Source organism: Comamonas antarctica, assembly GCF_013363755.1.
Taxonomy (GTDB): Bacteria; Pseudomonadota; Gammaproteobacteria; order Burkholderiales; family Burkholderiaceae_C; genus Comamonas; species Comamonas antarctica.
This window is the reverse complement of sequence record NZ_CP054840.1, coordinates 3,647,156-3,667,124: the sequence shown is the minus strand read 5'-3', so window position 1 is coordinate 3,667,124 and position 19,969 is coordinate 3,647,156. Positions and strand designations below refer to the sequence as shown.

Sequence of the window (19,969 nt, the reverse complement as noted above, 5' to 3'; positions counted from 1 at the left end):
CAAACTGAGCGCCAAGGCAAAAAGTTATGCCTGATGACCATAGCAAGTTGGCACCACTCCTTCCCATCCCGAACAGGACAGTGAAACGACTTTGCGCCGATGATAGTGCGGGTTCCCGTGTGAAAGTAGGTCATCGTCAGGCTCTTACAGCAAGAAACGCCCAGTCGAGCGACTGGGCGTTTTCTCTTCCCTTCAGAGGAACAACCAACTGGTTGATGCCTTCGAAGTGAAAAGAAAACGCAAGACGTTTGAGCGCAGTGAAAGCTGTGCTAGAATTCAAGGCTTCGCTGATCGCAGCGAGCCAGGTGAAAAGAAATTTTCACTGATCATTAAAAATATACAGCCGATAAGCGTGGGCGTTTGAAGGCGATTGCCAAGTTCTTTGGAACTAGTGCATTGCACTACAAATGCTCATGAAGAAGTGAAGTTCACTTCAATTCTTTTATGAGTCGCTCGAAAGAGCAAAAAAATCAAGATCGAACTATAGAGTTTGATCCTGGCTCAGATTGAACGCTGGCGGCATGCCTTACACATGCAAGTCGAACGGTAACAGCTCTTCGGAGGCTGACGAGTGGCGAACGGGTGAGTAATACATCGGAACGTGCCCGATCGTGGGGGATAACGGAGCGAAAGCTTTGCTAATACCGCATACGATCTACGGATGAAAGCAGGGGACCCTCGGGCCTTGCGCGAACGGAGCGGCCGATGGCAGATTAGGTAGTTGGTGGGATAAAAGCTTACCAAGCCGACGATCTGTAGCTGGTCTGAGAGGACGACCAGCCACACTGGGACTGAGACACGGCCCAGACTCCTACGGGAGGCAGCAGTGGGGAATTTTGGACAATGGGCGAAAGCCTGATCCAGCAATGCCGCGTGCAGGATGAAGGCCTTCGGGTTGTAAACTGCTTTTGTACGGAACGAAAAGTCTCGGGATAACACCCCGGGACCATGACGGTACCGTAAGAATAAGCACCGGCTAACTACGTGCCAGCAGCCGCGGTAATACGTAGGGTGCAAGCGTTAATCGGAATTACTGGGCGTAAAGCGTGCGCAGGCGGTTATGTAAGACAGATGTGAAATCCCCGGGCTCAACCTGGGAACTGCATTTGTGACTGCATAGCTGGAGTACGGCAGAGGGGGATGGAATTCCGCGTGTAGCAGTGAAATGCGTAGATATGCGGAGGAACACCGATGGCGAAGGCAATCCCCTGGGCCTGTACTGACGCTCATGCACGAAAGCGTGGGGAGCAAACAGGATTAGATACCCTGGTAGTCCACGCCCTAAACGATGTCAACTGGTTGTTGGGTCTTCACTGACTCAGTAACGAAGCTAACGCGTGAAGTTGACCGCCTGGGGAGTACGGCCGCAAGGTTGAAACTCAAAGGAATTGACGGGGACCCGCACAAGCGGTGGATGATGTGGTTTAATTCGATGCAACGCGAAAAACCTTACCCACCTTTGACATGTACGGAACTCGCCAGAGATGGCTTGGTGCTCGAAAGAGAACCGTAACACAGGTGCTGCATGGCTGTCGTCAGCTCGTGTCGTGAGATGTTGGGTTAAGTCCCGCAACGAGCGCAACCCTTGCCATTAGTTGCTACATTCAGTTGAGCACTCTAATGGGACTGCCGGTGACAAACCGGAGGAAGGTGGGGATGACGTCAAGTCCTCATGGCCCTTATAGGTGGGGCTACACACGTCATACAATGGCTGGTACAGAGGGTTGCCAACCCGCGAGGGGGAGCCAATCCCATAAAGCCAGTCGTAGTCCGGATCGCAGTCTGCAACTCGACTGCGTGAAGTCGGAATCGCTAGTAATCGCGGATCAGAATGTCGCGGTGAATACGTTCCCGGGTCTTGTACACACCGCCCGTCACACCATGGGAGCGGGTCTCGCCAGAAGTAGGTAGCCTAACCGCAAGGAGGGCGCTTACCACGGCGGGGTTCGTGACTGGGGTGAAGTCGTAACAAGGTAGCCGTATCGGAAGGTGCGGCTGGATCACCTCCTTTCTGGAAAACCGCAATCCAATTTGAACGCCCACACTTATCGGTTGTTGGAACAGTCCTCGTGACTGTCCGCAAAATGGGTCTGTAGCTCAGCTGGTTAGAGCACTGTGTTGATAACGCAGGGGTCGTTGGTTCGAGCCCAACTAGACCCACCATTTGCACCAACGAAGTAGAGGTTGAAACGATGGTTGGCTAGAGCCAAGTCCTGCAAGGCGCGAGGAGCGAAGCACACACCTCGTGTGTGAGCGACGAGCAACGCCGCAGGACGCCGGCTATAGACAACCAGCGGGGGATTAGCTCAGCTGGGAGAGCACCTGCTTTGCAAGCAGGGGGTCGTCGGTTCGATCCCGTCATCCTCCACCATTCGATTCGGGTTTGTTCTTAGCGTGCTTTTAGCATGCTATAATTTTTGACTCAACAAAAAAGCAGTTTTCAAAAAGACTGCTTTTTTGTTGATCGTTATCTAACGATCATCGGCTGTTCTTTAAAAATTCATAGAGTCGAAATCAGAGTTGTTAGCGGAAACTGCACATTCGTAAAGGTTTAGTGCAGACCGTGCCGCTAACGACATTTTTGATTGCGTCAAAACAAGATTTAACTTCTGTTATTTCTTAAGTAATGACGAATCATTCTCTAACAACCACCGAGCAATCGGTGGAAGCAAAAAGAATGTTCACATTACGGCATAACGCGCGAGGTGAGAGACCTCGCACAGTCTTTGATACAACCGCGATTGTCTTTAACGAGACGTCAAAGTTATAGGGTCAAGTGACTAAGAGCATGTGGTGGATGCCTTGGCGATTACAGGCGACGAAAGACGTGATAGCCTGCGATAAGCTTCGGGGAGCTGGCAAATAAGCTTTGATCCGGAGATTTCTGAATGGGGAAACCCACCCGCAAGGGTATCGCATACTGAATTCATAGGTATGCGAGGCGAACCGAGTGAACTGAAACATCTAAGTAGCTCGAGGAAAAGACATCAACCGAGATTCCGAAAGTAGTGGCGAGCGAAATCGGAACAGCCTTCTAGTGATACCTCGACTGTTAGCAAAGCGGCATGGAAAGGCCGACCATAGTGGGTGATAGTCCCGTATGCGAAAACAGACGAGCGGTACTAAGCTAGAGAAAAGTAGGGCGGGGCACGAGAAACCTTGTCTGAATATGGGGGGACCATCCTCCAAGGCTAAATACTCGTAATCGACCGATAGTGAACCAGTACCGTGAGGGAAAGGCGAAAAGAACCCCGGAGGGGAGTGAAATAGATCCTGAAACCGCATGCTTACAAAAAGTAGGAGCCCGCAAGGGTGACTGCGTACCTTTTGTATAATGGGTCAGCGACTTACATTCAGTGGCAAGGTTAACCGAATAGGGAAGCCGTAGAGAAATCGAGTCCGAATAGGGCGAATCAGTCGCTGGGTGTAGACCCGAAACCAAGTGATCTATCCATGGCCAGGATGAAGGTGCCGTAACAGGTACTGGAGGTCCGAACCGACTAATGTTGCAAAATTAGCGGATGAGCTGTGGATAGGGGTGAAAGGCTAAACAAACTTGGAAATAGCTGGTTCTCTCCGAAAACTATTTAGGTAGTGCCTCAAGTATTACCTGCGGGGGTAGAGCACTGTTTAGGCTAGGGGGTCATGGCGACTTACCAAACCTATGCAAACTCCGAATACCGCAGAGTACAGCTTGGGAGACAGAGCACCGGGTGCTAACGTCCGGACTCAAGAGGGAAACAACCCAGACCGCCAGCTAAGGTCCCTAAAATTGGCTAAGTGGGAAACGAAGTGGGAAGGCTAAAACAGTCAGGATGTTGGCTTAGAAGCAGCCATCATTTAAAGAAAGCGTAATAGCTCACTGATCGAGTCGTCCTGCGCGGAAGATGTAACGGGGCTAAGCCAGTTACCGAAGCTGCGGATGTGCAATTTATTGCACGTGGTAGGAGAGCGTTCTGTAAGCCTGTGAAGGTGTCTGGTAACGGATGCTGGAGGTATCAGAAGTGCGAATGCTGACATGAGTAGCGTTAAAGGGGGTGAAAAGCCCCCTCGCCGTAAGCGCAAGGTTTTCTACGCAACGTTCATCGGCGTAGAGTGAGTCGGCCCCTAAGGCGAGGCAGAGATGCGTAGCTGATGGGAAACAGGTCAATATTCCTGTACCGATCAATAGTGCGATGTGGGGACGGAGAAGGTTAGCTCAGCCAACTGTTGGATATGTTGGTTCAAGCCTGTAGTCATGCCTGGTAGGCAAATCCGCCAGGCTTAGATGAGGGGTGATAACGAGTCTGCTTGCAGACGAAGTGAGTGATACCCAGCTTCCAGGAAAAGCCACTAAGCTTCAGCTATTGACGACCGTACCGCAAACCGACACTGGTGCGCGAGATGAGTATTCTAAGGCGCTTGAGAGAACTCTGGAGAAGGAACTCGGCAAATTGATACCGTAACTTCGGGAGAAGGTATGCCGCAAGTAGGTGATCCTGCACAAGGGGAGCCCAAAGCGGTTGCAAAAAATCGGTGGCTGCGACTGTTTAATAAAAACACAGCACTCTGCAAACACGAAAGTGGACGTATAGGGTGTGACGCCTGCCCGGTGCTGGAAGATTAAATGATGGGGTGCAAGCTCTTGATTGAAGTCCCAGTAAACGGCGGCCGTAACTATAACGGTCCTAAGGTAGCGAAATTCCTTGTCGGGTAAGTTCCGACCTGCACGAATGGCGTAACGATGGCCACACTGTCTCCTCCAGAGACTCAGCGAAGTTGAAATGTTTGTGATGATGCAATCTCCCCGCGGAAAGACGGAAAGACCCCATGAACCTTTACTGTAGCTTTGTATTGGACTTTGAACAGATCTGTGTAGGATAGGTGGGAGGCTTTGAAGCGAGGATGCTAGTTCTCGTGGAGCCAACGTTGAAATACCACCCTGGTGTGTTTGAGGTTCTAACCTAGGTCCCTTATCGGGATCGGGGACAGTGCATGGTAGGCAGTTTGACTGGGGCGGTCTCCTCCCAAAGCGTAACGGAGGAGTTCGAAGGTACGCTAGTTACGGTCGGACATCGTGACGATAGTGCAATGGCATAAGCGTGCTTAACTGCGAGACTGACAAGTCGAGCAGATGCGAAAGCAGGACATAGTGATCCGGTGGTTCTGTATGGAAGGGCCATCGCTCAACGGATAAAAGGTACTCTGGGGATAACAGGCTGATACCGCCCAAGAGTTCATATCGACGGCGGTGTTTGGCACCTCGATGTCGGCTCATCTCATCCTGGGGCTGTAGTCGGTCCCAAGGGTATGGCTGTTCGCCATTTAAAGAGGTACGTGAGCTGGGTTTAAAACGTCGTGAGACAGTTTGGTCCCTATCTTCCGTGGGCGCTGCAGATTTGAGGAAGCCTGCTCCTAGTACGAGAGGACCGGAGTGGACACACCTCTGGTGTATCGGTTGTCACGCCAGTGGCATTGCCGAGTAGCTAAGTGTGGAAGAGATAACCGCTGAAAGCATCTAAGCGGGAAACTCGTTTCAAGATGAGATCTGCCGGGGGCTTGACCCCCCTGAAGAGTCGTTCGAGACCAGGACGTTGATAGGTTGGGTGTGGAAGCGCAGCAATGCGTTAAGCTAACCAATACTAATTGCTCGTGAGGCTTGACCCTATAACTTTGATCCCAAAGCGGACCAAAGACAGTTATGCCAGGCGCAATCAAAATATAATCTGATTTCTAGCTCTATGAATTCGCTGAAGCGTTCGACAAACTGAACGCCAAAGCAAAAAGTTATGCCTGATGACCATAGCAAGTTGGCACCACTCCTTCCCATCCCGAACAGGACAGTGAAACGACTTTGCGCCGATGATAGTGCGGGTTCCCGTGTGAAAGTAGGTCATCGTCAGGCTCTTACAGCAAGCAAACCCCCAGCGCCCCAAAGGCCTGGGGGTTTTGTTTTTTCCGGCGCAATCGCCGAACTTCCATGAAGACAAAAAAAGAGAGCGCTGCGCGCTCTCTTTTCATGGATGGGATTGCCTGCCGTCAGTCTTCGCTTGGCATGTGGATGCCCTTGAGCAAATGCCGCAAGGATTGCTCCACCTGAACGGTGCCTGGCTTGACCGGGCTGGTCTCGGTCAGCAAGCGGTTCATGACACGCAGCAGCGAGTCGAATTCAATAGGCTTGGCCAGGAAGGCGTCGTAGCCTGCATACGCGCGCCGCACAATGTCCTGGCTGGTGGCACTCATGAAGACAAATGGAATCTGGTTCAACGCCGGGTCTTGGCCCACCGCCTGCCCGAACTCGCCGCCATTCATGATCGGCATCATGAAGTCCGACAGTATCAACGCAGGTTTTTCGCCCGTCCTGAGAATTTCCAGCGCTTCCTTTCCGTTGGATGCCACAGCCACCCTGTAGCCTTCGGCTTCCAGCAGGAGCTGCAGGATCTCGGCGTTTCCATATTCGTCCTCGACGATCAGAATCAATTTCATCGGGACGTTCTTTCCTTTATTCAGTGAAGGGCGTATTGGCCCGGGAAGGCAAAACAAAGATATCTACCGAATTCTGGGCGGTTCCACGGGCCCGGACCTTGGCAATCGTCAGGATACGCTGGTTTACATTCCTGTTGCCAGCATCCTCGGGTGCAAAGCTCAAGACGTTGTCGAACCAACCCGTCACGCCATCGGCCAGGGACGTGCCGGCTGCAGCAGCCAGCGCGCCCGGATCGACGGTAAAAACAGAGGTTACCCCACGCCGGCGCAGTTCCACAAGAAGGCGCCCCAGAAAGCGATAACCGCGCTCGGGGAATGCCAGGGTGTCGGCCAGTCCTGCGAGGCCGTCGACGACTAGCCGCCGGATCTTCAGTTCATCGACCAGGCGCAGCAGTTTGTGGCCCATCTCGTCCATGGACTCGTCTTCCTGTCCGAGATTCTTGATCGACAGTGCACCCGAAGCCATGGCTGCCTCGATGGGCAGGCCCATCTCGGTGCCAAGCCGGCGCAGGTCTGCGCTGGATTCCGCGCAAGAAAGTATCAGCCCGGGCGCGTCGATTTCCGAGGCGGCGGCAAAAGCCAGTGCCAGCGTGGTCTTGCCGGTTCCGGTGAAGCCGACGATGGCGGTTGCGCTGCCCGATGTTAGGCCGCTGCCGTGCAGGGCATCATCGATTGCATGAAATCCGGTGGACAGGGTGTCGGTGCCCAGCTTGGCATTGCCTTCGGGCAAAGGCAGGCTTTCCAGGCGCGGAAAGAACTGCACCCCCTGCGTCGAGATGCAAAAGGTATGCTGGCCGCGGATCACCTGGCTGCCGCGGAATTTGCGCACCTGCATGCGACGCTCGGCGCGCCAATGGAAGCTGTGGTCCTCGAAAGCAAAGATGCCGTCCACCATGGTCTGCTCTGCGCTCAGGACATTGCCATGGCCGCTGGTGAGCACCAGGCCGGTGCAGGACATGGCGCTGACCAGGCTTTGGAGCTCGTGCACGAATTGGCGCACCGAGTCGTTGGTCATCGACTCCAGGCTGCCGACCACCAGGCCATCGATGACCAGCAGGGAGGCGCGGTGGCGCACCAGCTCCCCGCGCAGCAGGCTGACCACGGCCTTGAGCCCGCCCTGCTCCAGTTCGCGATAGCCACTGACGTAGAAGACCTTGGCACTGACCTCCTGCTGATCGAAGAAGATCTGCTGCTCCATGTGCTGCAGCATGCGCGCATGGGATTCCGCCAGCATGGTGACGTAGAGCGTGCGCGCCTCGCGTCGCGCCAGCGTGTAGGCGATCTGGTTGGCCAAGGTGGTCTTGCCCGCACCCGGTGGCCCTTCGAAGATATAGACACCGCCCTCGAACAGCCCGCCGTTGAGGATCTCGTCAAGGCCTTCGACAAGGGTTGGCAATCTTTTCATTTTTATCGCGATTCCAGAAAGCAGATGGCGGCAAGGCCACTGGGCGCGGCGGTGCCGCGGAACCCATGATTCTAGGGGAGGCGAGCCTGGTTTTCCGGCCGGTGCCTGGCCAGCGGCACGGCGTTTTCCGCCCCTCAGTCAGCCGTCAACGTGAATGTGCAGCGCCCGTCGACTTCATGGCGCGCGATCTCGCCACGGCGCCAGAGATAGTTCAGGTGGGCCAGGGCTTCGCCGAGCGCAAACGTCTGTTCGTGCGGGTTGAGCGGACGGCGGAACATGGCATGCATCACCTGGGCGGCATTGGTCGGGCCTTGGGCGCAGGCGGCGCGTACCTCGTCGAGCCGCTCGGCGTGGTGGTCGCCGAGTTGCCGTATGCGCGTGTGCAGGCCCTGGAAAGGCTTGCCATGCGACGGCAATACCAGCGCGTCCTCCGGCAGCGGCAGATAGCGCTGCAGGGAGTCGAGAAACCAGCCCAGGGGATCGCCCTGGGGCTCATGGGCATGCACGCTGACGTTGGTGGAAATGCGCGGCAGCACCATGTCGCCGCTGATCAGCACATTCAACTCGGCGCAGTAAAAGGCCATGTGCTCGGGCGCGTGGCCGTAGCCGACGATGCATTCCCAACTGCGGCCGCCGATCTGCAACCGCTCCCGGTCCATCAGGCGGCGGTAACTGCCGGGCAGGTCGGGCACCAGTTGCGCATAGTAGGCCGTGCGTTGCAGCACATGCTGCTGGAACTCGGCGTCGTCCAGCCCATGCTGTGCATAGAAGGCCGCGTACCGTGCGCCGCCCTCGGCATTGTGGTCTGCAGGTGGCTTGCAGGCCACGAGCGCCGCGTGGTAGTCGGTGGCACTGATCCACAGCGGTACCTGCCAGCGGCTGCAGATCCAGTGCGCGAGCCCGATGTGGTCGGGGTGCATGTGGGTGACGATCACGCGCACGATCGGCAGGCCTTCGAGCTCCCCGGCAAAGATCTGCTCCCATTGGGCACGGCTGCTGTCGCTGGCCACGCAGCAGTCGATCACGGTCCAGCCGTCGCGCGCGCCGGCGCCGTCATCGAAGCGGTCGCGCAGCAGCCAGAGGTTGATGTGGTTCAGCGCGAAGGGCAGGCCCATGCGTATCCATTTGACGCCCGGCGCCACCTCCAGGCACTTGCCCGGGCCCGGCATGACGTCCGCGAGGGGGTAGTGGATTTCGTGTTCAAGCAGATTCATGGTGCGGGCCGGGAGTTATGTTAACGTTGACGTAAACGTCAACTTTGCATTCTAGGGATTCACGCCCGCGCGCATGTCACTTGCGCGGCTCCCGCCCGTTCTATGTCCACCACCTACACCATCAGCGACCTCGCCAAGGAGTTCGACCTGACCACGCGCGCCATGCGTTTCTACGAGGACATGGGGCTGCTGCAGCCCGAGAGAAGCGGGCCCGCGGGGCGCAACCGCATCTACAGCGCGCGCGACCGTGCGCGGCTGCGCCTGACGCTGCGTGCCAAGCGCCTGGGGCTGTCGCTGAGCGAGGCCAAGGACATCATCGACGTCTATGACAGTCCGCGCGATACGGGCGCCCAGTTGCGCAAGTTCCTTGAGGTGCTGGGGCAGCATCGCCAGCAGCTCGAAGACCGGATGGCGGACCTGCAGATGAATCTGGACGAGGTGCGCGAGCATGAGGAAGAGGCCCGTCAGCTTCTCGCCAAGGTCGAAAGCGAAAATCATCCATAATTGACGTTTACGTAAACGTAATGCACGACGTATAAGATGCGCCGGCATGCCGGCCACCGCCATTCCAACGGAGACAAAACCATGACCGCTGACCTTCCAGGCCTCAATTTCCAGCTGGGCGAAGACATCGATGCGCTGCGCGATGCCGTGCGCGAGTTTGCACAGCGCGAGATTGCGCCGCGTGCCGCCGAGATCGACCGCAACGACCAGTTCCCCATGGACCTTTGGGAAAAGTTCGGCGCGCTGGGCGTGCTGGGCATCACCGTGCCTGAAACCTGGGGCGGTGCACAGATGGGCTATCTCGCGCACATGGTGGCCATGGAGGAGATCTCGCGCGCCAGCGCCTCGGTGGGCCTGTCGTATGGCGCGCACAGCAACCTGTGCGTGAACCAGATCAACCGCAATGGCACGGACGAGCAGCGGCGCAAGTACCTGCCGCGACTGATCAGCGGCGAGCACGTGGGGGCGCTGGCCATGAGCGAGCCGGGCGCAGGTTCGGACGTGATCAGCATGAAGCTCAAGGCCGAGGACAAGGGCGGCTACTACCTGCTCAACGGCAGCAAGATGTGGATCACCAACGGCCCCGATGCCGACACGCTGGTGGTCTATGCCAAGACCGAGCCGCAGATGGGCGCACGCGGCGTCACGGCGTTTCTGATCGAGAAGGGCATGCCCGGTTTCTCGGTCGCGCAGAAGCTCGACAAGCTGGGCATGCGCGGCAGCCATACGGGCGAGCTGGTGTTCGAGAATGTCGAGGTGCCCGCGGAAAACGTGCTGGGCGGCCTGAACAACGGCGCACGCGTGCTGATGAGCGGGCTCGACTACGAGCGCGCCGTGCTGACCGGCGGCCCGCTGGGCATCATGCAGTCCGTCATGGATGCGGTGGTTCCGTATATCCACGACCGCAAGCAGTTCGGCCAGAGCATCGGCGAGTTCCAGCTCATCCAGGGCAAGGTCGCGGACATGTACACCGTGCTGCAAGCAGGACGTTCCTTTGCCTATACGGTCGCTAAAAACCTCGATCTCCTCGGAAGCGAGCATGTGCGCCAGGTGCGCAAGGATTGCGCCAGCGTGATCCTGTGGTGTGCCGAGAAGGCCACCTGGATGGCGGGCGAAGGCGTCCAAATCTATGGCGGCAATGGGTATATCAACGACTACCCCCTGGGCCGGCTGTGGCGGGATGCGAAACTCTATGAAATCGGCGCGGGTACCAGCGAAATCCGCCGCATGCTCATCGGCCGCGAATTGTTTTCCGAGACCTGCTGAGCGGCCCGCGCCTGTCTTTTTGTTTAACAGGAATTCCACATGACGACCACTTCCATCGACGAACTCTTTGCCCACAACCGCGCATGGGCAGCCCAGGTGGAACACGAACGGCCCGGCTTCTTCACCGGGCTGATGGCCCAGCAGAAGCCGCGCTACATGTGGATCGGCTGCTCGGACAGCCGTGTGCCGGCCAACCAGATCACCGGCCTCGAGCCCGGGGAGGTGTTCGTGCACCGCAACGTGGCCAATGTGGTGGTGCCCAGCGATCTGAACTGCCTGTCGACCATCCAGTACGCCGTCGATCAGTTGCATGTCGAGCACTTGATGGTGGTCGGGCATTACGGCTGCGGCGGCGTGCTGGCCGCGCTCAACGACCTGCGCATGGGGCTGGTCGACAACTGGATCCGCCATGTGAAGGATGTGCGCGACAAGCACCGCGAGCTGCTCGAGTCGGTGCCCGCGGCCTGGCGCCACGATGCGCTGTGCGAACTGAACGCCATCGAACAGGTGATGAACATCTCGCACAGCACGGTCATGCAGGACGCCTGGGCGCGCGGCCAGAAGGTCACGCTGCATGGCTGGTGCTATGGCCTCAAGGACGGCCTGATCAACAACCTGCAGATGACGCTGCCGGGGGTCGAGGGCGCCGAGGCGGCTTATCGGCAGGCGGTGGCCCTGGTGGCCAGCCGCGAGCGCGGCTGATCCTGCCAAAAGGCAGCCTGCGCCATGTTTCCCCAGCGTCTCGATGCGCCGCAGGCGTTTGGCATTGCCCAGGCGATGATGGATGGTTTCAACCGCCATTACCGCCTGTTCCGTTCGGAGTCGGCGCGTGCCAAGCACCGCTTCGAGACCGCCGACTGGCATGGCCAGCAGCGCGCGCAGCGTGAGCGCATCGAGTTCTATGACCTGCGCGTCAAGGAATGCACGCGGCGCCTGGAAAAGGAGTTTGCCGCGGGCGGGCTGCCGATGGCGGTGTGGCAGCAGGTCAAGCTGCATTACATCGGGCTGCTGGTCGGCCATTTCCAGCCGGAACTGGCCGAGACCTTCTTCAACTCGGTGACCACGCGCATCCTGCACCGCACGCATTTCCACAACGATTTCATTTTCGTGCGGCCCGCGATGAGCACCGAGTACATCGAAAACGATGACCCGGGCGCGCGGCCCACCTATCGCGCCTACTATCCCGCGCAGCAGACGCTGGCCGGGGCGCTGCGGCAGATGGTCGAGGATTTCGGCTTGCAGCGCGCGTTCGAAGACCTGCCGCGCGACCTGGCGGCCGTGCAGCAGGCGATTGCCGCGCAGGGCATCCTGGAGCGCCAGCGCACGAATTTCCAGATCCAGGTGCTGTCGAGCCTGTTCTTCCGCAACAAGGGCGCGTACCTGGTCGCCAAGCTGATCAACGGCTATGCCGAGCTGCCGCTGGTGCTGCCGCTGCTGCACGGGCCGCGCGGCGGGCTGGTGATCGATGCGGCGCTGTTCGGCGAGGACGACCTGCAGGCGCTGTTCAGCTTCGCGCGCGCCTATTTCATGGTCGACATGGAGATTCCCAGCGGCTATGTGCATTTCCTGCGCAGCCTGATGCCGCGCAAGCCGCGCGCCGAGATCTATACCGCGCTGGGCCTGGCCAAGCAGGGCAAGACGCTGTTCTACCGCGACTTCCTGCACCACCTGCGCTTTTCCAGCGACCAGTTCCGCATTGCGCCCGGCATCAAGGGCATGGTGATGCTGGTGTTCGACCTGCCAAGCTTTCCCTATGTGTTCAAGCTGATCAAGGACCACTTCCCGCCGCAGAAGGAGACCACGCGCGAGCAGGTCAAGGCCAAATACCAGCTGGTCAAGCAGCACGACCGCGTCGGGCGCATGGCCGATACGCTCGAGTACAGCCTGGTGGCCTTCCCGCGCGAGCGCTTCGGCGACGCGCTGATTGCCGAGATCGAGAAGTTCGCGCCCAGCCAGCTCGAGATCAGCGACCGCGACGGCGACGGCCGCTGCGAGGTCATCATCCGCCACCTCTATATCGAGCGGCGCATGCTGCCGCTCAACCTGTACCTGCAGGAAGCGCTCGAAGCCGGGCCGCAGGACGAGCGCGCGCAGGCGCAGCTCGCGCGCAGCGTGGTCGAGTACGGCAATGCGATCAAGGATCTGGTCGCGGCCAATATCTTTCCCGGCGACATGCTCTGGAAGAACTTCGGCGTGACGCGCCACGGCAAGGTGGTGTTCTACGACTACGACGAGATCGAGTACCTCACGGACTGCAACTTCCGCGAGGTGCCCAAGCCGCGCAACGAAGAGGACGAGATGAGCGGCGAGATCTGGTATCCGGTCGGCCCGCGCGATGTCTTCCCGCAGAGCTTTGCACCCTTCCTGCTGGGCCACCCGGCGGTGCGCGAGGTGTTCATGCAGCACCATGCCGACCTGCTCGAGCCGGCTTTCTGGCAGGCGCACCAGCAGCGCATCCGCGCGGGCCATGTGCACGATGTCTTTCCCTATGAGCGCGAACGGCGCTTCGCGTGGAATGCCGAAGCCGAACTTCCCGCGCACTGAGCGCGGCCCCGACCCATCCGATTTTCAAACCAAGAGGAGACAAGAGAGATGACCGAAGCCATTGTGATCGTGGGCGCTGCCCGCACCCCCATGGGCGCCTTCCAGGGCGATTTTTCCGATCTCGCGGCGCATGACCTGGGCGGCGCGGCGATCCGTGCGGCCGTCGAGCGCGCCGGCGTCGCGCCCGAGAAGGTCGAGGAAGTGCTGTTCGGCAACTGCCTGATGGCGGGCCAGGGCCAGGCGCCCGCGCGCCAGGCCGGCTTCAAGGGCGGGCTGCCGCAAAGCACCGGCGCGGTGACGCTGTCGAAGATGTGCGGCGCGGGCATGGAGGCGACGATCCTGGCGCATGACCAGCTCGTGGCCGGCAGCCGCGACGTGATGGTCGCCGGCGGCATGGAAAGCATGACCAACGCGCCCTATCTGCTGAAGAAGGCGCGCGGCGGCTACCGCATGGGCCATGACAAGATCTTCGACCACATGATGCTCGACGGCCTCGAGGATGCCTACGAGCCGGGCCGCTCGATGGGCACGTTTGGCGAGGACTGCGCGGCCAAGTACCAGTTCACGCGCGAGCAGCAGGATGCGTTTGCCATCGCCAGCGTGCAGCGGGCCCAGGCGGCGGCGCAAAGCGGGGCATTCGATGCCGAGATCACGCCGGTCACCGTCGCCACGCGCAAGGGCGAGGTGGTGGTGAGCGTCGACGAAGGCCCGGCCAAGGCGCGCCTGGACAAGATCGCCAGCCTCAAGCCGGCGTTCAAGAAGGACGGCACGATCACCGCGGCCTCGAGTTCCAGCATCAACGACGGTGCCGCGGCGCTTGTGCTGATGCGCGAATCGACGGCCAAGGAGCTGGGCTGCAAGCCGCTGGCGCGCATCGTGTCGCATGCGAGCTTTGCGCAGGCGCCCGAATGGTTCACCACGGCCCCCGTGGGCGCGACGCAGAAGGCGCTGAAGAAGGCCGGCTGGAGCGTGGCCGATGTCGACCTGTGGGAAATCAACGAGGCGTTTGCCGTCGTGCCGCTGGCGCTGATGGCCGAGCTGAACGTGCCGCATGACATCGTCAACGTGCATGGCGGCGCCTGCGCGCTGGGCCACCCGATCGGCGCGAGCGGCGCGCGCATCCTGGTCACGCTGCTGCATGCGCTGCAGACGCGCGGCAAGAAGCGTGGCCTGGCCACGCTGTGCATCGGCGGCGGCGAAGCCACGGCGATGGCCATCGAACTGGTTTAAGCTGGCCGCGGGCCCGCGCACCGCGGGCCGTAGAGAGGAAACACGACGTGATCACCAATGAGGAGCAGCTGCGCGCGCTGTATGACGCGCCGACGGAGCGGGCCCTGCTCAAGCAGCAGGTGGATCTGGACCGCTACTGCCTGCGTTTCATCGCGCTGTCGCCGCTGTGCATCTTGTCGACCGCGGGCAGCGACGGCGCGCTGCTCGATGCGTCGCCGCGTGGCGGCAAGCCCGGTTTCGTCAAGGCGCCGGACAAGAACACGCTGCTGCTGCCCGATGCCGGCGGCAACAACCGGCTCGACAGCCTGAGCAATCTGCTGCGCGACCCGCGCATCGGCCTGCTGTTTCTGGTGCCCGGGTTCGACGAGACGCTGCGCGTCAACGGCACGGCGCGGCTGCGCGACGAGGCGCATTACACGGCGCTGTTTCGCAGCGACAGCGCGCGCACGCGGCTGGTGATCGAAGTGAGCGTGCAGGAAGCCTACCTGCACTGTGCCAAGGCGCTGATGCGCTCGCGCCTGTGGAGCCCGCAGGCGCAGGTGGCGCGCACGGCGATGCCCAGCATGAACCAGATGGTGCATGCACAGGTGGGCCTGCAGGCGCCGGCCGAAGCGCAGGAAGTCATGGTGGCGCGCTATGCCCATCAGATCGCGCAGGAGCAGGGTCCTGCACAGCTGGGCGAGGCCAGCGAAGCGCGCTGAGGCGCAGGCGTTTTTTACAGGGAGGGCGCCATGGCGCAGGTATTGGTGATTGGAGCGTCGCGCGGCATTGGTCACGAGCTGGCGCGGCAGTACATCGACAACGGCGACCGCGTGATTGCGACCGTGCGCCGCGCCGAGGACCGCGACGGGCTGCTGGCGCTGGGCGCGGCGGCGGTGCATCTGGTCGATGTGGCGCAGCCGCAGTCGGTCAGCGGACTGGCCTGGCTGCTCGACGGCGAGAAGTTCGACTATGCCTGGTATGTGGCCGGGGTGCTGGACCATCAGCGCTCGGCCAATCCGCCGACGCAGCAGGAATTCGACCGCGTCATGCACACCAATCTGCTGGGTGCGATGCAGGCCTTGCCGCAGGTCGCGCCCATGGTCGAGGCGGCGGGCGGCAAGTTCGCGTTCATCTCCAGCAGCATGGCCCAGATCGGCCATGTGGACAACGACCATTCCTGGCTTTATCGCTGCAGCAAGGCGGCGCTCAACATGGCCGTGGCCACGGCCCAGCACGGCTGGCCCGGCGCGCTGCTGCTGACCCTGGACCCGGGCTGGGTGCGCACCGCGATGGGCGGCGACAGCGCGCCGCTGTCGGTCGAGGAAAGCGTGCAGGGCCTGCGCGCCACGCTGGCTGGCGCACAGCCAGCCGATGCGGGCCGGCTGCTGCACCACAACGGAACGCGCGCCGACAGCTGGTGAAGCACGGCGGAGCTGAAACAACACAAGACACATAACGGAGACGAACGACATGCTGCTGACCCCCGACCAGGAAATGATCCGCGATGCGGTGCGCGATTTCGCGCAGACCGAAATCTGGCCGCATGCGGCACGCTGGGACAAGGAGCACCACTTTCCCAAGGAAATGCACCAGGGCCTGGCCGCGCTGGGCGCCTATGGCATCTGCGTGCCCGAGGCCTATGGCGGCGCCGGGCTCGACACGCTGAGCCTGGCGCTGGTGCTCGAGGAAATCGCGGCCGGCGACGGCGGCACCAGCACGGCGATCAGCGTGACCAACTGCCCGGTCAATGCCATCCTGATGCGCTACGGCAGCGAAGCGCAGAAGCAGCAGTGGCTGGTGCCGCTGGCGCGCGGCGAAATGCTGGGCGCGTTCTGCCTGACCGAGCCGCATGCGGGCTCCGATGCCTCGTCGCTGCGCACCACGGCGCGCCGCGACGGCGACGACTATCTCATCGACGGCGACAAGCAGTTCATCACCAGCGGCAAGAACGGCCAGGTGGCGATCGTGATCGCGGTCACCGACAAGGCCGCGGGCAAGAAGGGGATGAGCGCGTTTCTCGTGCCGACCAGCGCGCCGGGCTATGTGGTGGCACGTCTCGAGGACAAGCTGGGCCAGCACAGCAGCGATACCGCGCAGATCCGCTTCGAGGGCTGCCGCATTCCCGCTGCCAACCGGATTGGCGAGGAAGGCGAAGGCTACAAGATCGCGCTGTCGGCGCTCGAAGGCGGGCGCATCGGCATTGCGGCGCAAAGTCTGGGCATGGCGCGCAGCGCCTTCGAGGTGGCGGTGCAGTACGCCAAGGAGCGCGAAAGCTTCGGCCAGCCCATCCTGCAGCACCAGGCCGTGGGTTTCCGGCTGGCCGACTGTGCCACGCAGCTCGAAGCCGCGCGGCAGCTGATCTGGCATGCGGCCAGCCTGCGCGATGCGGGCCGGCCGTGCCTGCAGGAGGCGGCCATGGCCAAGCTGTTTGCGAGCGAAATGGCCGAGCGCGTGTGCAGCGCGGCCATCCAGACGCTGGGCGGCTATGGCGTGGTCAGCGACTTTCCGGTCGAGCGCATCTACCGCGATGTGCGCGTGTGCCAGATCTATGAAGGCACGAGCGATGTGCAGAAGATCATCATCCAGCGCGCGCTGTAAGCGCAGGGCGTGACGCCTTGGCGAACGGGGTCGCATGCGCGCAGGCAAAATGGCGGCTGGACTGGCAGAGCCCGGCCAGGCCGGGCCAGGCCGCAATTTGAAGAAGGTTCCAGCATGCATATCTCCCCTGTTCTCGTGACGCGCCGCACCTGCCATCGCTGGAGCGCTGGCGCGACAGCGGCGCTACTGCTGGGTAGCTGGCAGCAGGCCCAGGCGCTGTCGCTGGCGCAGTTGTCGACCACCGATGCGAACAATGGCATCAAGCTGGCGCTGAGCAAGGGCGCCGAAACGGCGGTGGCGCTGCTCGGACGGCCCGATGGCTTTCTTGGCAACCCCCAGGTGCGCATTCCGCTGCCCGGCTATCTCGACGATGCGGCCAAGCTGATGAAGCGCTTTGGCCAGGGCAAGCGCATCACCGAACTCGAGACGGCCATCAACCGCGCGGCCGAAGCCGCCGTGCCCATGGGCAAGGACCTGCTGGTCAATGCGGTGCAGTCCATGAGCGTCACCGATGCCAGGAAAATTCTGGCGGGGGGCGACAACTCGGTGACGGCGTTCTTTGCCGAAAAGACCCGGGCGCCGCTGAACACGCGTTTTCTGCCGGTGGTGAAAAAGGCCACCGACGACGTGGGCTTGATACAGCAATACAACCAGTTCGCGGGCAAGGCCGCGGGCCTCGGCCTGATCAGCGCCCAGGATGCCGATCTGCCGCAGTATGTGACCGGCAAGACGCTCGACGGCCTGTTCCTGATGATTGGCGAGGAAGAGCGCAAGATCCGCAGGGACCCGGTGGGCACGGGCAGCGCGCTGCTGCAGAAAGTGTTCGGGGCGCGTTGATGGACCAGCGGATGGCAGCTGCCTGTCCCTGCGGGCGGCTCGACGGCAAGAAGCGTGCGTTGTCTTATGCGGATTGCTGCGCGCGCTTTGTGGCGCATTTCGAGACCACGCCCGCGCCCGATGCCGAGCATCTGATGCGTTCGCGCTATAGCGCGTTCGTGCTGGAGGAGGCGGATTATCTGCAGGCCACCTGGCATGCGAGCGAACGGCCGGCGACGCTGGATTTCGAGCCGGGCGTGCGTTGGCTGGGGCTCAGTGTGAAGCATTTTCAGGTCACGGGCGAGGACCGCGCCGAAGTCGAGTTCGTTGCGCGTTACCGCGTGGCCGGGCGGGCGGTGCGGCTGCATGAGCGCAGCCGTTTCGTGCGCGAGCAGGGGCGCTGGTTCTATGTGGATGGGGAGCAGTTTTGAGCGGGCCGTGCTGACTGCTTCAGGACAGGCCGTTCATCCTTCGACGGGCTCAGGACGAACGGGATACGGGCGCAACACGCACGGTTGGGAATTTTGAATCTCCATGGAAAAGGCCGGTCTCAGCCGGCGCAAGCAATGCAATTTGACGCGATTCTTTTTGACTGCGACGGCGTGCTCGTCGACAGTGAAGCCATTACCAATACGGTGCTGTGCACCATGCTCAACGAGTCGGGCTGGCCGATTTCGGCCGAGGAGTGCATGCGGGTCTTCATCGGCCGCACGGTGCGCAGCGAGGCCGCGCGCATCGAGGCGGCGACCGGGCGGCCGTTGACCGATGAGTGGATGGCCGCGTTCTATGCGCGGCGCAACGACCAGCTGCGCGCGCAGCTGGTGGCCATCGACGGTGCGCTGGGCGCGGTGCAGGCAGTGCATGCGCAGCTCCAGGGGCGGATTGCCGTGGCTTCGGGCGCCGACCGTTTCAAGGTCGAGATGCAGCTGACGCAGGTGGGCATGGCGCCGTACTTCACGGGCCGGGTGTTCAGCGGCCATGAGACGCCACGCTCCAAGCCGTTTCCCGATGTCTACCTGGCCGCGGCCGCGGCGCTGGGCGTGGCGCCCGAGCGCTGCCTGGTGATCGAGGATTCGATGCCGGGCATCCAGGCCGGCATTGCCGCGGGGGCCACGGTCTGGGGCTATTGTCCCGATCCCATCCTGCATGCGACGCCGCAGATGCTGCAGGAGGCGGGCGTGGCGCGCGTCATGCGCTCGATGGCCGAGTTGCCGGCCTTGCTTGGCGCCTGAAGCGCGTCAGGGCCGCAGCAGCGGCGACGGCGTGACCGGCACGCCTTGCGCCAGCGCCGCGCCCTGCTCGGCCGCGAGCGCGCGCGCAAAGGCTGGCCGGGCCTGCAGGCGCTGCCAGTACGCCGTGGTGGCCGGTCCCCATTGGGCTGCGAGTTCCAGGTGCGCGGCCAGCATCAGCGCATAGCCCACGGCCACATCGGCGGCGGTGAAGCGTGCGCCGCACAGCCAGTCGTGGTGCTCCACCGCGGCTTCCACGGCGCGCAGCCGCGCCAGGAACCAGCGTGCATAGTCCTGCGCCACCTGCGGCTGCTGGCGCTCGGGCGGCTCGAAGTGGGTGTAGCGCAGCACCAGCGTCTGCGGGAAGGTCAGCGTGGCGTCGCTCATGTGCAGCCAGTTGAGATAGTCCGCAAAGCCGTCCTCGTGCGGGCCCACCGCCAGCTGCGCCTGCGGGTGGCGCGCGGCCAGGTATTCGCAGATCGCCGCCGATTCGGTCAGCTGCGCCGCGCCATGGCGCAGCAGCGGCACCGTGCCCAGGGGATTGAGCGCGAGATAGCTGCGTTCCAGCGCGCGCGGCGGAAACGGCAGCATATGCAGTTCATAGGCTTGCTCAAGCTCTTCCAGCATCCAGAGCGCGCGGAACGACCGGGCGCTGACGCAGTGGTGCAGCTGGTAGGGGATGGAGGTGGCGGGCATGCCCCAGTCTAGAAAGCCGC

15 protein-coding genes, 2 tRNA genes and 4 rRNA genes are annotated in these 19,969 nt (G+C 61.4%); 17 read left to right on the top strand and 4 right to left on the bottom strand.

Annotated elements, in window-relative coordinates:
- The first annotated feature begins 29 nt into the window (after positions 1-29).
- The 6 genes from rrf (HUK68_RS17045) to rrf (HUK68_RS17020) all read left to right on the top strand — a co-directional run bounded on the left by rrf (HUK68_RS17045) (position 30) and on the right by rrf (HUK68_RS17020) (position 5,884).
- A 5S ribosomal RNA gene (rrf, locus tag HUK68_RS17045) occupies positions 30-142 on the top strand.
- Between the two features lie 336 nt (positions 143-478).
- A 16S ribosomal RNA gene (locus HUK68_RS17040) occupies positions 479-2,011 on the top strand.
- Between the two features lie 75 nt (positions 2,012-2,086).
- A tRNA-Ile gene (locus HUK68_RS17035) sits at positions 2,087-2,163 on the top strand.
- 132 nt (positions 2,164-2,295) lie between these two features.
- Positions 2,296-2,371 (top strand) — tRNA-Ala (locus tag HUK68_RS17030).
- Between the two features lie 399 nt (positions 2,372-2,770).
- Positions 2,771-5,646: ribosomal RNA gene (locus tag HUK68_RS17025) — 23S ribosomal RNA — on the top strand.
- 125 nt (positions 5,647-5,771) lie between these two features.
- Positions 5,772-5,884: ribosomal RNA gene (gene rrf / locus HUK68_RS17020) — 5S ribosomal RNA — on the top strand.
- Together the 16S, 23S and 5S rRNA genes with 2 tRNA genes alongside form the textbook arrangement of a ribosomal RNA operon.
- Before the next feature lie 134 nt (positions 5,885-6,018).
- Here the strand turns inward: rrf (HUK68_RS17020) and HUK68_RS17015 are convergent.
- From HUK68_RS17015 to HUK68_RS17005, 3 genes are all read right to left on the bottom strand, one after another.
- Positions 6,019-6,465: a response regulator gene (locus HUK68_RS17015; protein ID WP_175505274.1), complete on the bottom strand. Its 447-nt coding sequence runs from the start codon at positions 6,463-6,465 to the stop codon at positions 6,019-6,021.
- A 16-nt stretch (positions 6,466-6,481) separates the two neighbouring features.
- Positions 6,482-7,870 carry an RAD55 family ATPase gene (locus HUK68_RS17010; protein ID WP_175505273.1) on the bottom strand — a complete coding sequence of 463 codons (1,389 nt, stop codon included), beginning with the start codon at positions 7,868-7,870 and terminating at the stop codon, positions 6,482-6,484.
- Positions 7,871-8,004: 134 nt separating this feature from the next.
- Positions 8,005-9,084, bottom strand: a complete 1,080-nt coding sequence (locus tag HUK68_RS17005) for an MBL fold metallo-hydrolase (RefSeq protein WP_175505272.1) — start codon at positions 9,082-9,084, stop codon at positions 8,005-8,007.
- Between the two features lie 102 nt (positions 9,085-9,186).
- Here HUK68_RS17005 and HUK68_RS17000 point away from each other — a divergent pair, with 102 nt between their 5' ends.
- The 11 genes from HUK68_RS17000 to HUK68_RS16950 all read left to right on the top strand — a co-directional run bounded on the left by HUK68_RS17000 (position 9,187) and on the right by HUK68_RS16950 (position 19,256).
- Positions 9,187-9,588, top strand: a complete 402-nt coding sequence (locus HUK68_RS17000) for a MerR family transcriptional regulator (RefSeq protein ID WP_175505271.1) — start codon at positions 9,187-9,189, stop codon at positions 9,586-9,588.
- An 81-nt stretch (positions 9,589-9,669) separates the two neighbouring features.
- Positions 9,670-10,854, top strand: a complete 1,185-nt coding sequence (locus tag HUK68_RS16995) for an isovaleryl-CoA dehydrogenase (RefSeq protein ID WP_175505270.1) — start codon at positions 9,670-9,672, stop codon at positions 10,852-10,854.
- Between the two features lie 39 nt (positions 10,855-10,893).
- Positions 10,894-11,556, top strand: a complete 663-nt coding sequence (can, locus tag HUK68_RS16990; protein WP_175505269.1) for a carbonate dehydratase — start codon at positions 10,894-10,896, stop codon at positions 11,554-11,556.
- Between the two features lie 24 nt (positions 11,557-11,580).
- Positions 11,581-13,398 (top strand): bifunctional isocitrate dehydrogenase kinase/phosphatase, encoded by a 1,818-nt coding sequence (gene aceK, locus HUK68_RS16985; RefSeq protein ID WP_175505268.1) that lies wholly within the window; start codon positions 11,581-11,583, stop codon positions 13,396-13,398.
- A gap of 48 nt (positions 13,399-13,446) precedes the next feature.
- Positions 13,447-14,628 (top strand): acetyl-CoA C-acyltransferase, encoded by a 1,182-nt coding sequence (locus tag HUK68_RS16980; RefSeq protein WP_175505267.1) that lies wholly within the window; start codon positions 13,447-13,449, stop codon positions 14,626-14,628.
- A gap of 47 nt (positions 14,629-14,675) precedes the next feature.
- Positions 14,676-15,329, top strand: a complete 654-nt coding sequence (locus HUK68_RS16975) for a pyridoxamine 5'-phosphate oxidase family protein (protein ID WP_175505266.1) — start codon at positions 14,676-14,678, stop codon at positions 15,327-15,329.
- A 30-nt stretch (positions 15,330-15,359) separates the two neighbouring features.
- Positions 15,360-16,031, top strand: a complete 672-nt coding sequence (locus HUK68_RS16970) for an SDR family oxidoreductase (protein ID WP_175505265.1) — start codon at positions 15,360-15,362, stop codon at positions 16,029-16,031.
- A gap of 49 nt (positions 16,032-16,080) precedes the next feature.
- Positions 16,081-17,208, top strand: coding sequence for an acyl-CoA dehydrogenase family protein (locus HUK68_RS16965; protein WP_175505264.1), 1,128 nt, complete (start codon positions 16,081-16,083; stop codon positions 17,206-17,208).
- A 114-nt stretch (positions 17,209-17,322) separates the two neighbouring features.
- Positions 17,323-18,045: a DUF4197 domain-containing protein gene (locus HUK68_RS16960; protein ID WP_175505263.1), complete on the top strand. Its 723-nt coding sequence runs from the start codon at positions 17,323-17,325 to the stop codon at positions 18,043-18,045.
- An 11-nt stretch (positions 18,046-18,056) separates the two neighbouring features.
- Positions 18,057-18,455 (top strand): YchJ family protein, encoded by a 399-nt coding sequence (locus HUK68_RS16955; protein WP_244146195.1) that lies wholly within the window; start codon positions 18,057-18,059, stop codon positions 18,453-18,455.
- A gap of 135 nt (positions 18,456-18,590) precedes the next feature.
- On the top strand, positions 18,591-19,256 hold the full coding sequence (locus tag HUK68_RS16950) for an HAD family hydrolase (protein ID WP_175505261.1): 666 nt from the start codon (positions 18,591-18,593) through the stop codon (positions 19,254-19,256).
- Positions 19,257-19,262: 6 nt separating this feature from the next.
- Here the strand turns inward: HUK68_RS16950 and HUK68_RS16945 are convergent, their stop codons facing one another.
- Complete coding sequence (locus tag HUK68_RS16945) at positions 19,263-19,949, bottom strand: glutathione S-transferase family protein (protein ID WP_175505260.1); 687 nt, start codon at positions 19,947-19,949, stop codon at positions 19,263-19,265.
- Between the last annotated feature and the right edge of the window lie 20 nt (positions 19,950-19,969).

Excerpts from the sequence above, each read along its gene's own strand:
- aceK (WP_175505268.1), top strand. The coding sequence starts at position 11,581 with ATGTTTCCCCAGCGTCTCGATGCGCCGCAGGCGTTTGGCATTGCCCAG.
- HUK68_RS16955 (WP_244146195.1), top strand. The coding sequence starts at position 18,057 with ATGGCAGCTGCCTGTCCCTGCGGGCGGCTCGACGGCAAGAAGCGTGCG.
- HUK68_RS17005 (WP_175505272.1), bottom strand. The coding sequence starts at position 9,084 with ATGAATCTGCTTGAACACGAAATCCACTACCCCCTCGCGGACGTCATG.
- HUK68_RS17010 (WP_175505273.1), bottom strand. The coding sequence starts at position 7,870 with ATGAAAAGATTGCCAACCCTTGTCGAAGGCCTTGACGAGATCCTCAAC.
- HUK68_RS16950 (WP_175505261.1), top strand. The coding sequence starts at position 18,591 with ATGCAATTTGACGCGATTCTTTTTGACTGCGACGGCGTGCTCGTCGAC.
- HUK68_RS16945 (WP_175505260.1), bottom strand. The coding sequence starts at position 19,949 with ATGCCCGCCACCTCCATCCCCTACCAGCTGCACCACTGCGTCAGCGCC.
- HUK68_RS16960 (WP_175505263.1), top strand. The coding sequence starts at position 17,323 with ATGCATATCTCCCCTGTTCTCGTGACGCGCCGCACCTGCCATCGCTGG.
- can (WP_175505269.1), top strand. The coding sequence starts at position 10,894 with ATGACGACCACTTCCATCGACGAACTCTTTGCCCACAACCGCGCATGG.
- HUK68_RS16970 (WP_175505265.1), top strand. The coding sequence starts at position 15,360 with ATGGCGCAGGTATTGGTGATTGGAGCGTCGCGCGGCATTGGTCACGAG.
- HUK68_RS17015 (WP_175505274.1), bottom strand. The coding sequence starts at position 6,465 with ATGAAATTGATTCTGATCGTCGAGGACGAATATGGAAACGCCGAGATC.
- HUK68_RS16965 (WP_175505264.1), top strand. The coding sequence starts at position 16,081 with ATGCTGCTGACCCCCGACCAGGAAATGATCCGCGATGCGGTGCGCGAT.
- HUK68_RS17000 (WP_175505271.1), top strand. The coding sequence starts at position 9,187 with ATGTCCACCACCTACACCATCAGCGACCTCGCCAAGGAGTTCGACCTG.
- HUK68_RS16995 (WP_175505270.1), top strand. The coding sequence starts at position 9,670 with ATGACCGCTGACCTTCCAGGCCTCAATTTCCAGCTGGGCGAAGACATC.
- HUK68_RS16980 (WP_175505267.1), top strand. The coding sequence starts at position 13,447 with ATGACCGAAGCCATTGTGATCGTGGGCGCTGCCCGCACCCCCATGGGC.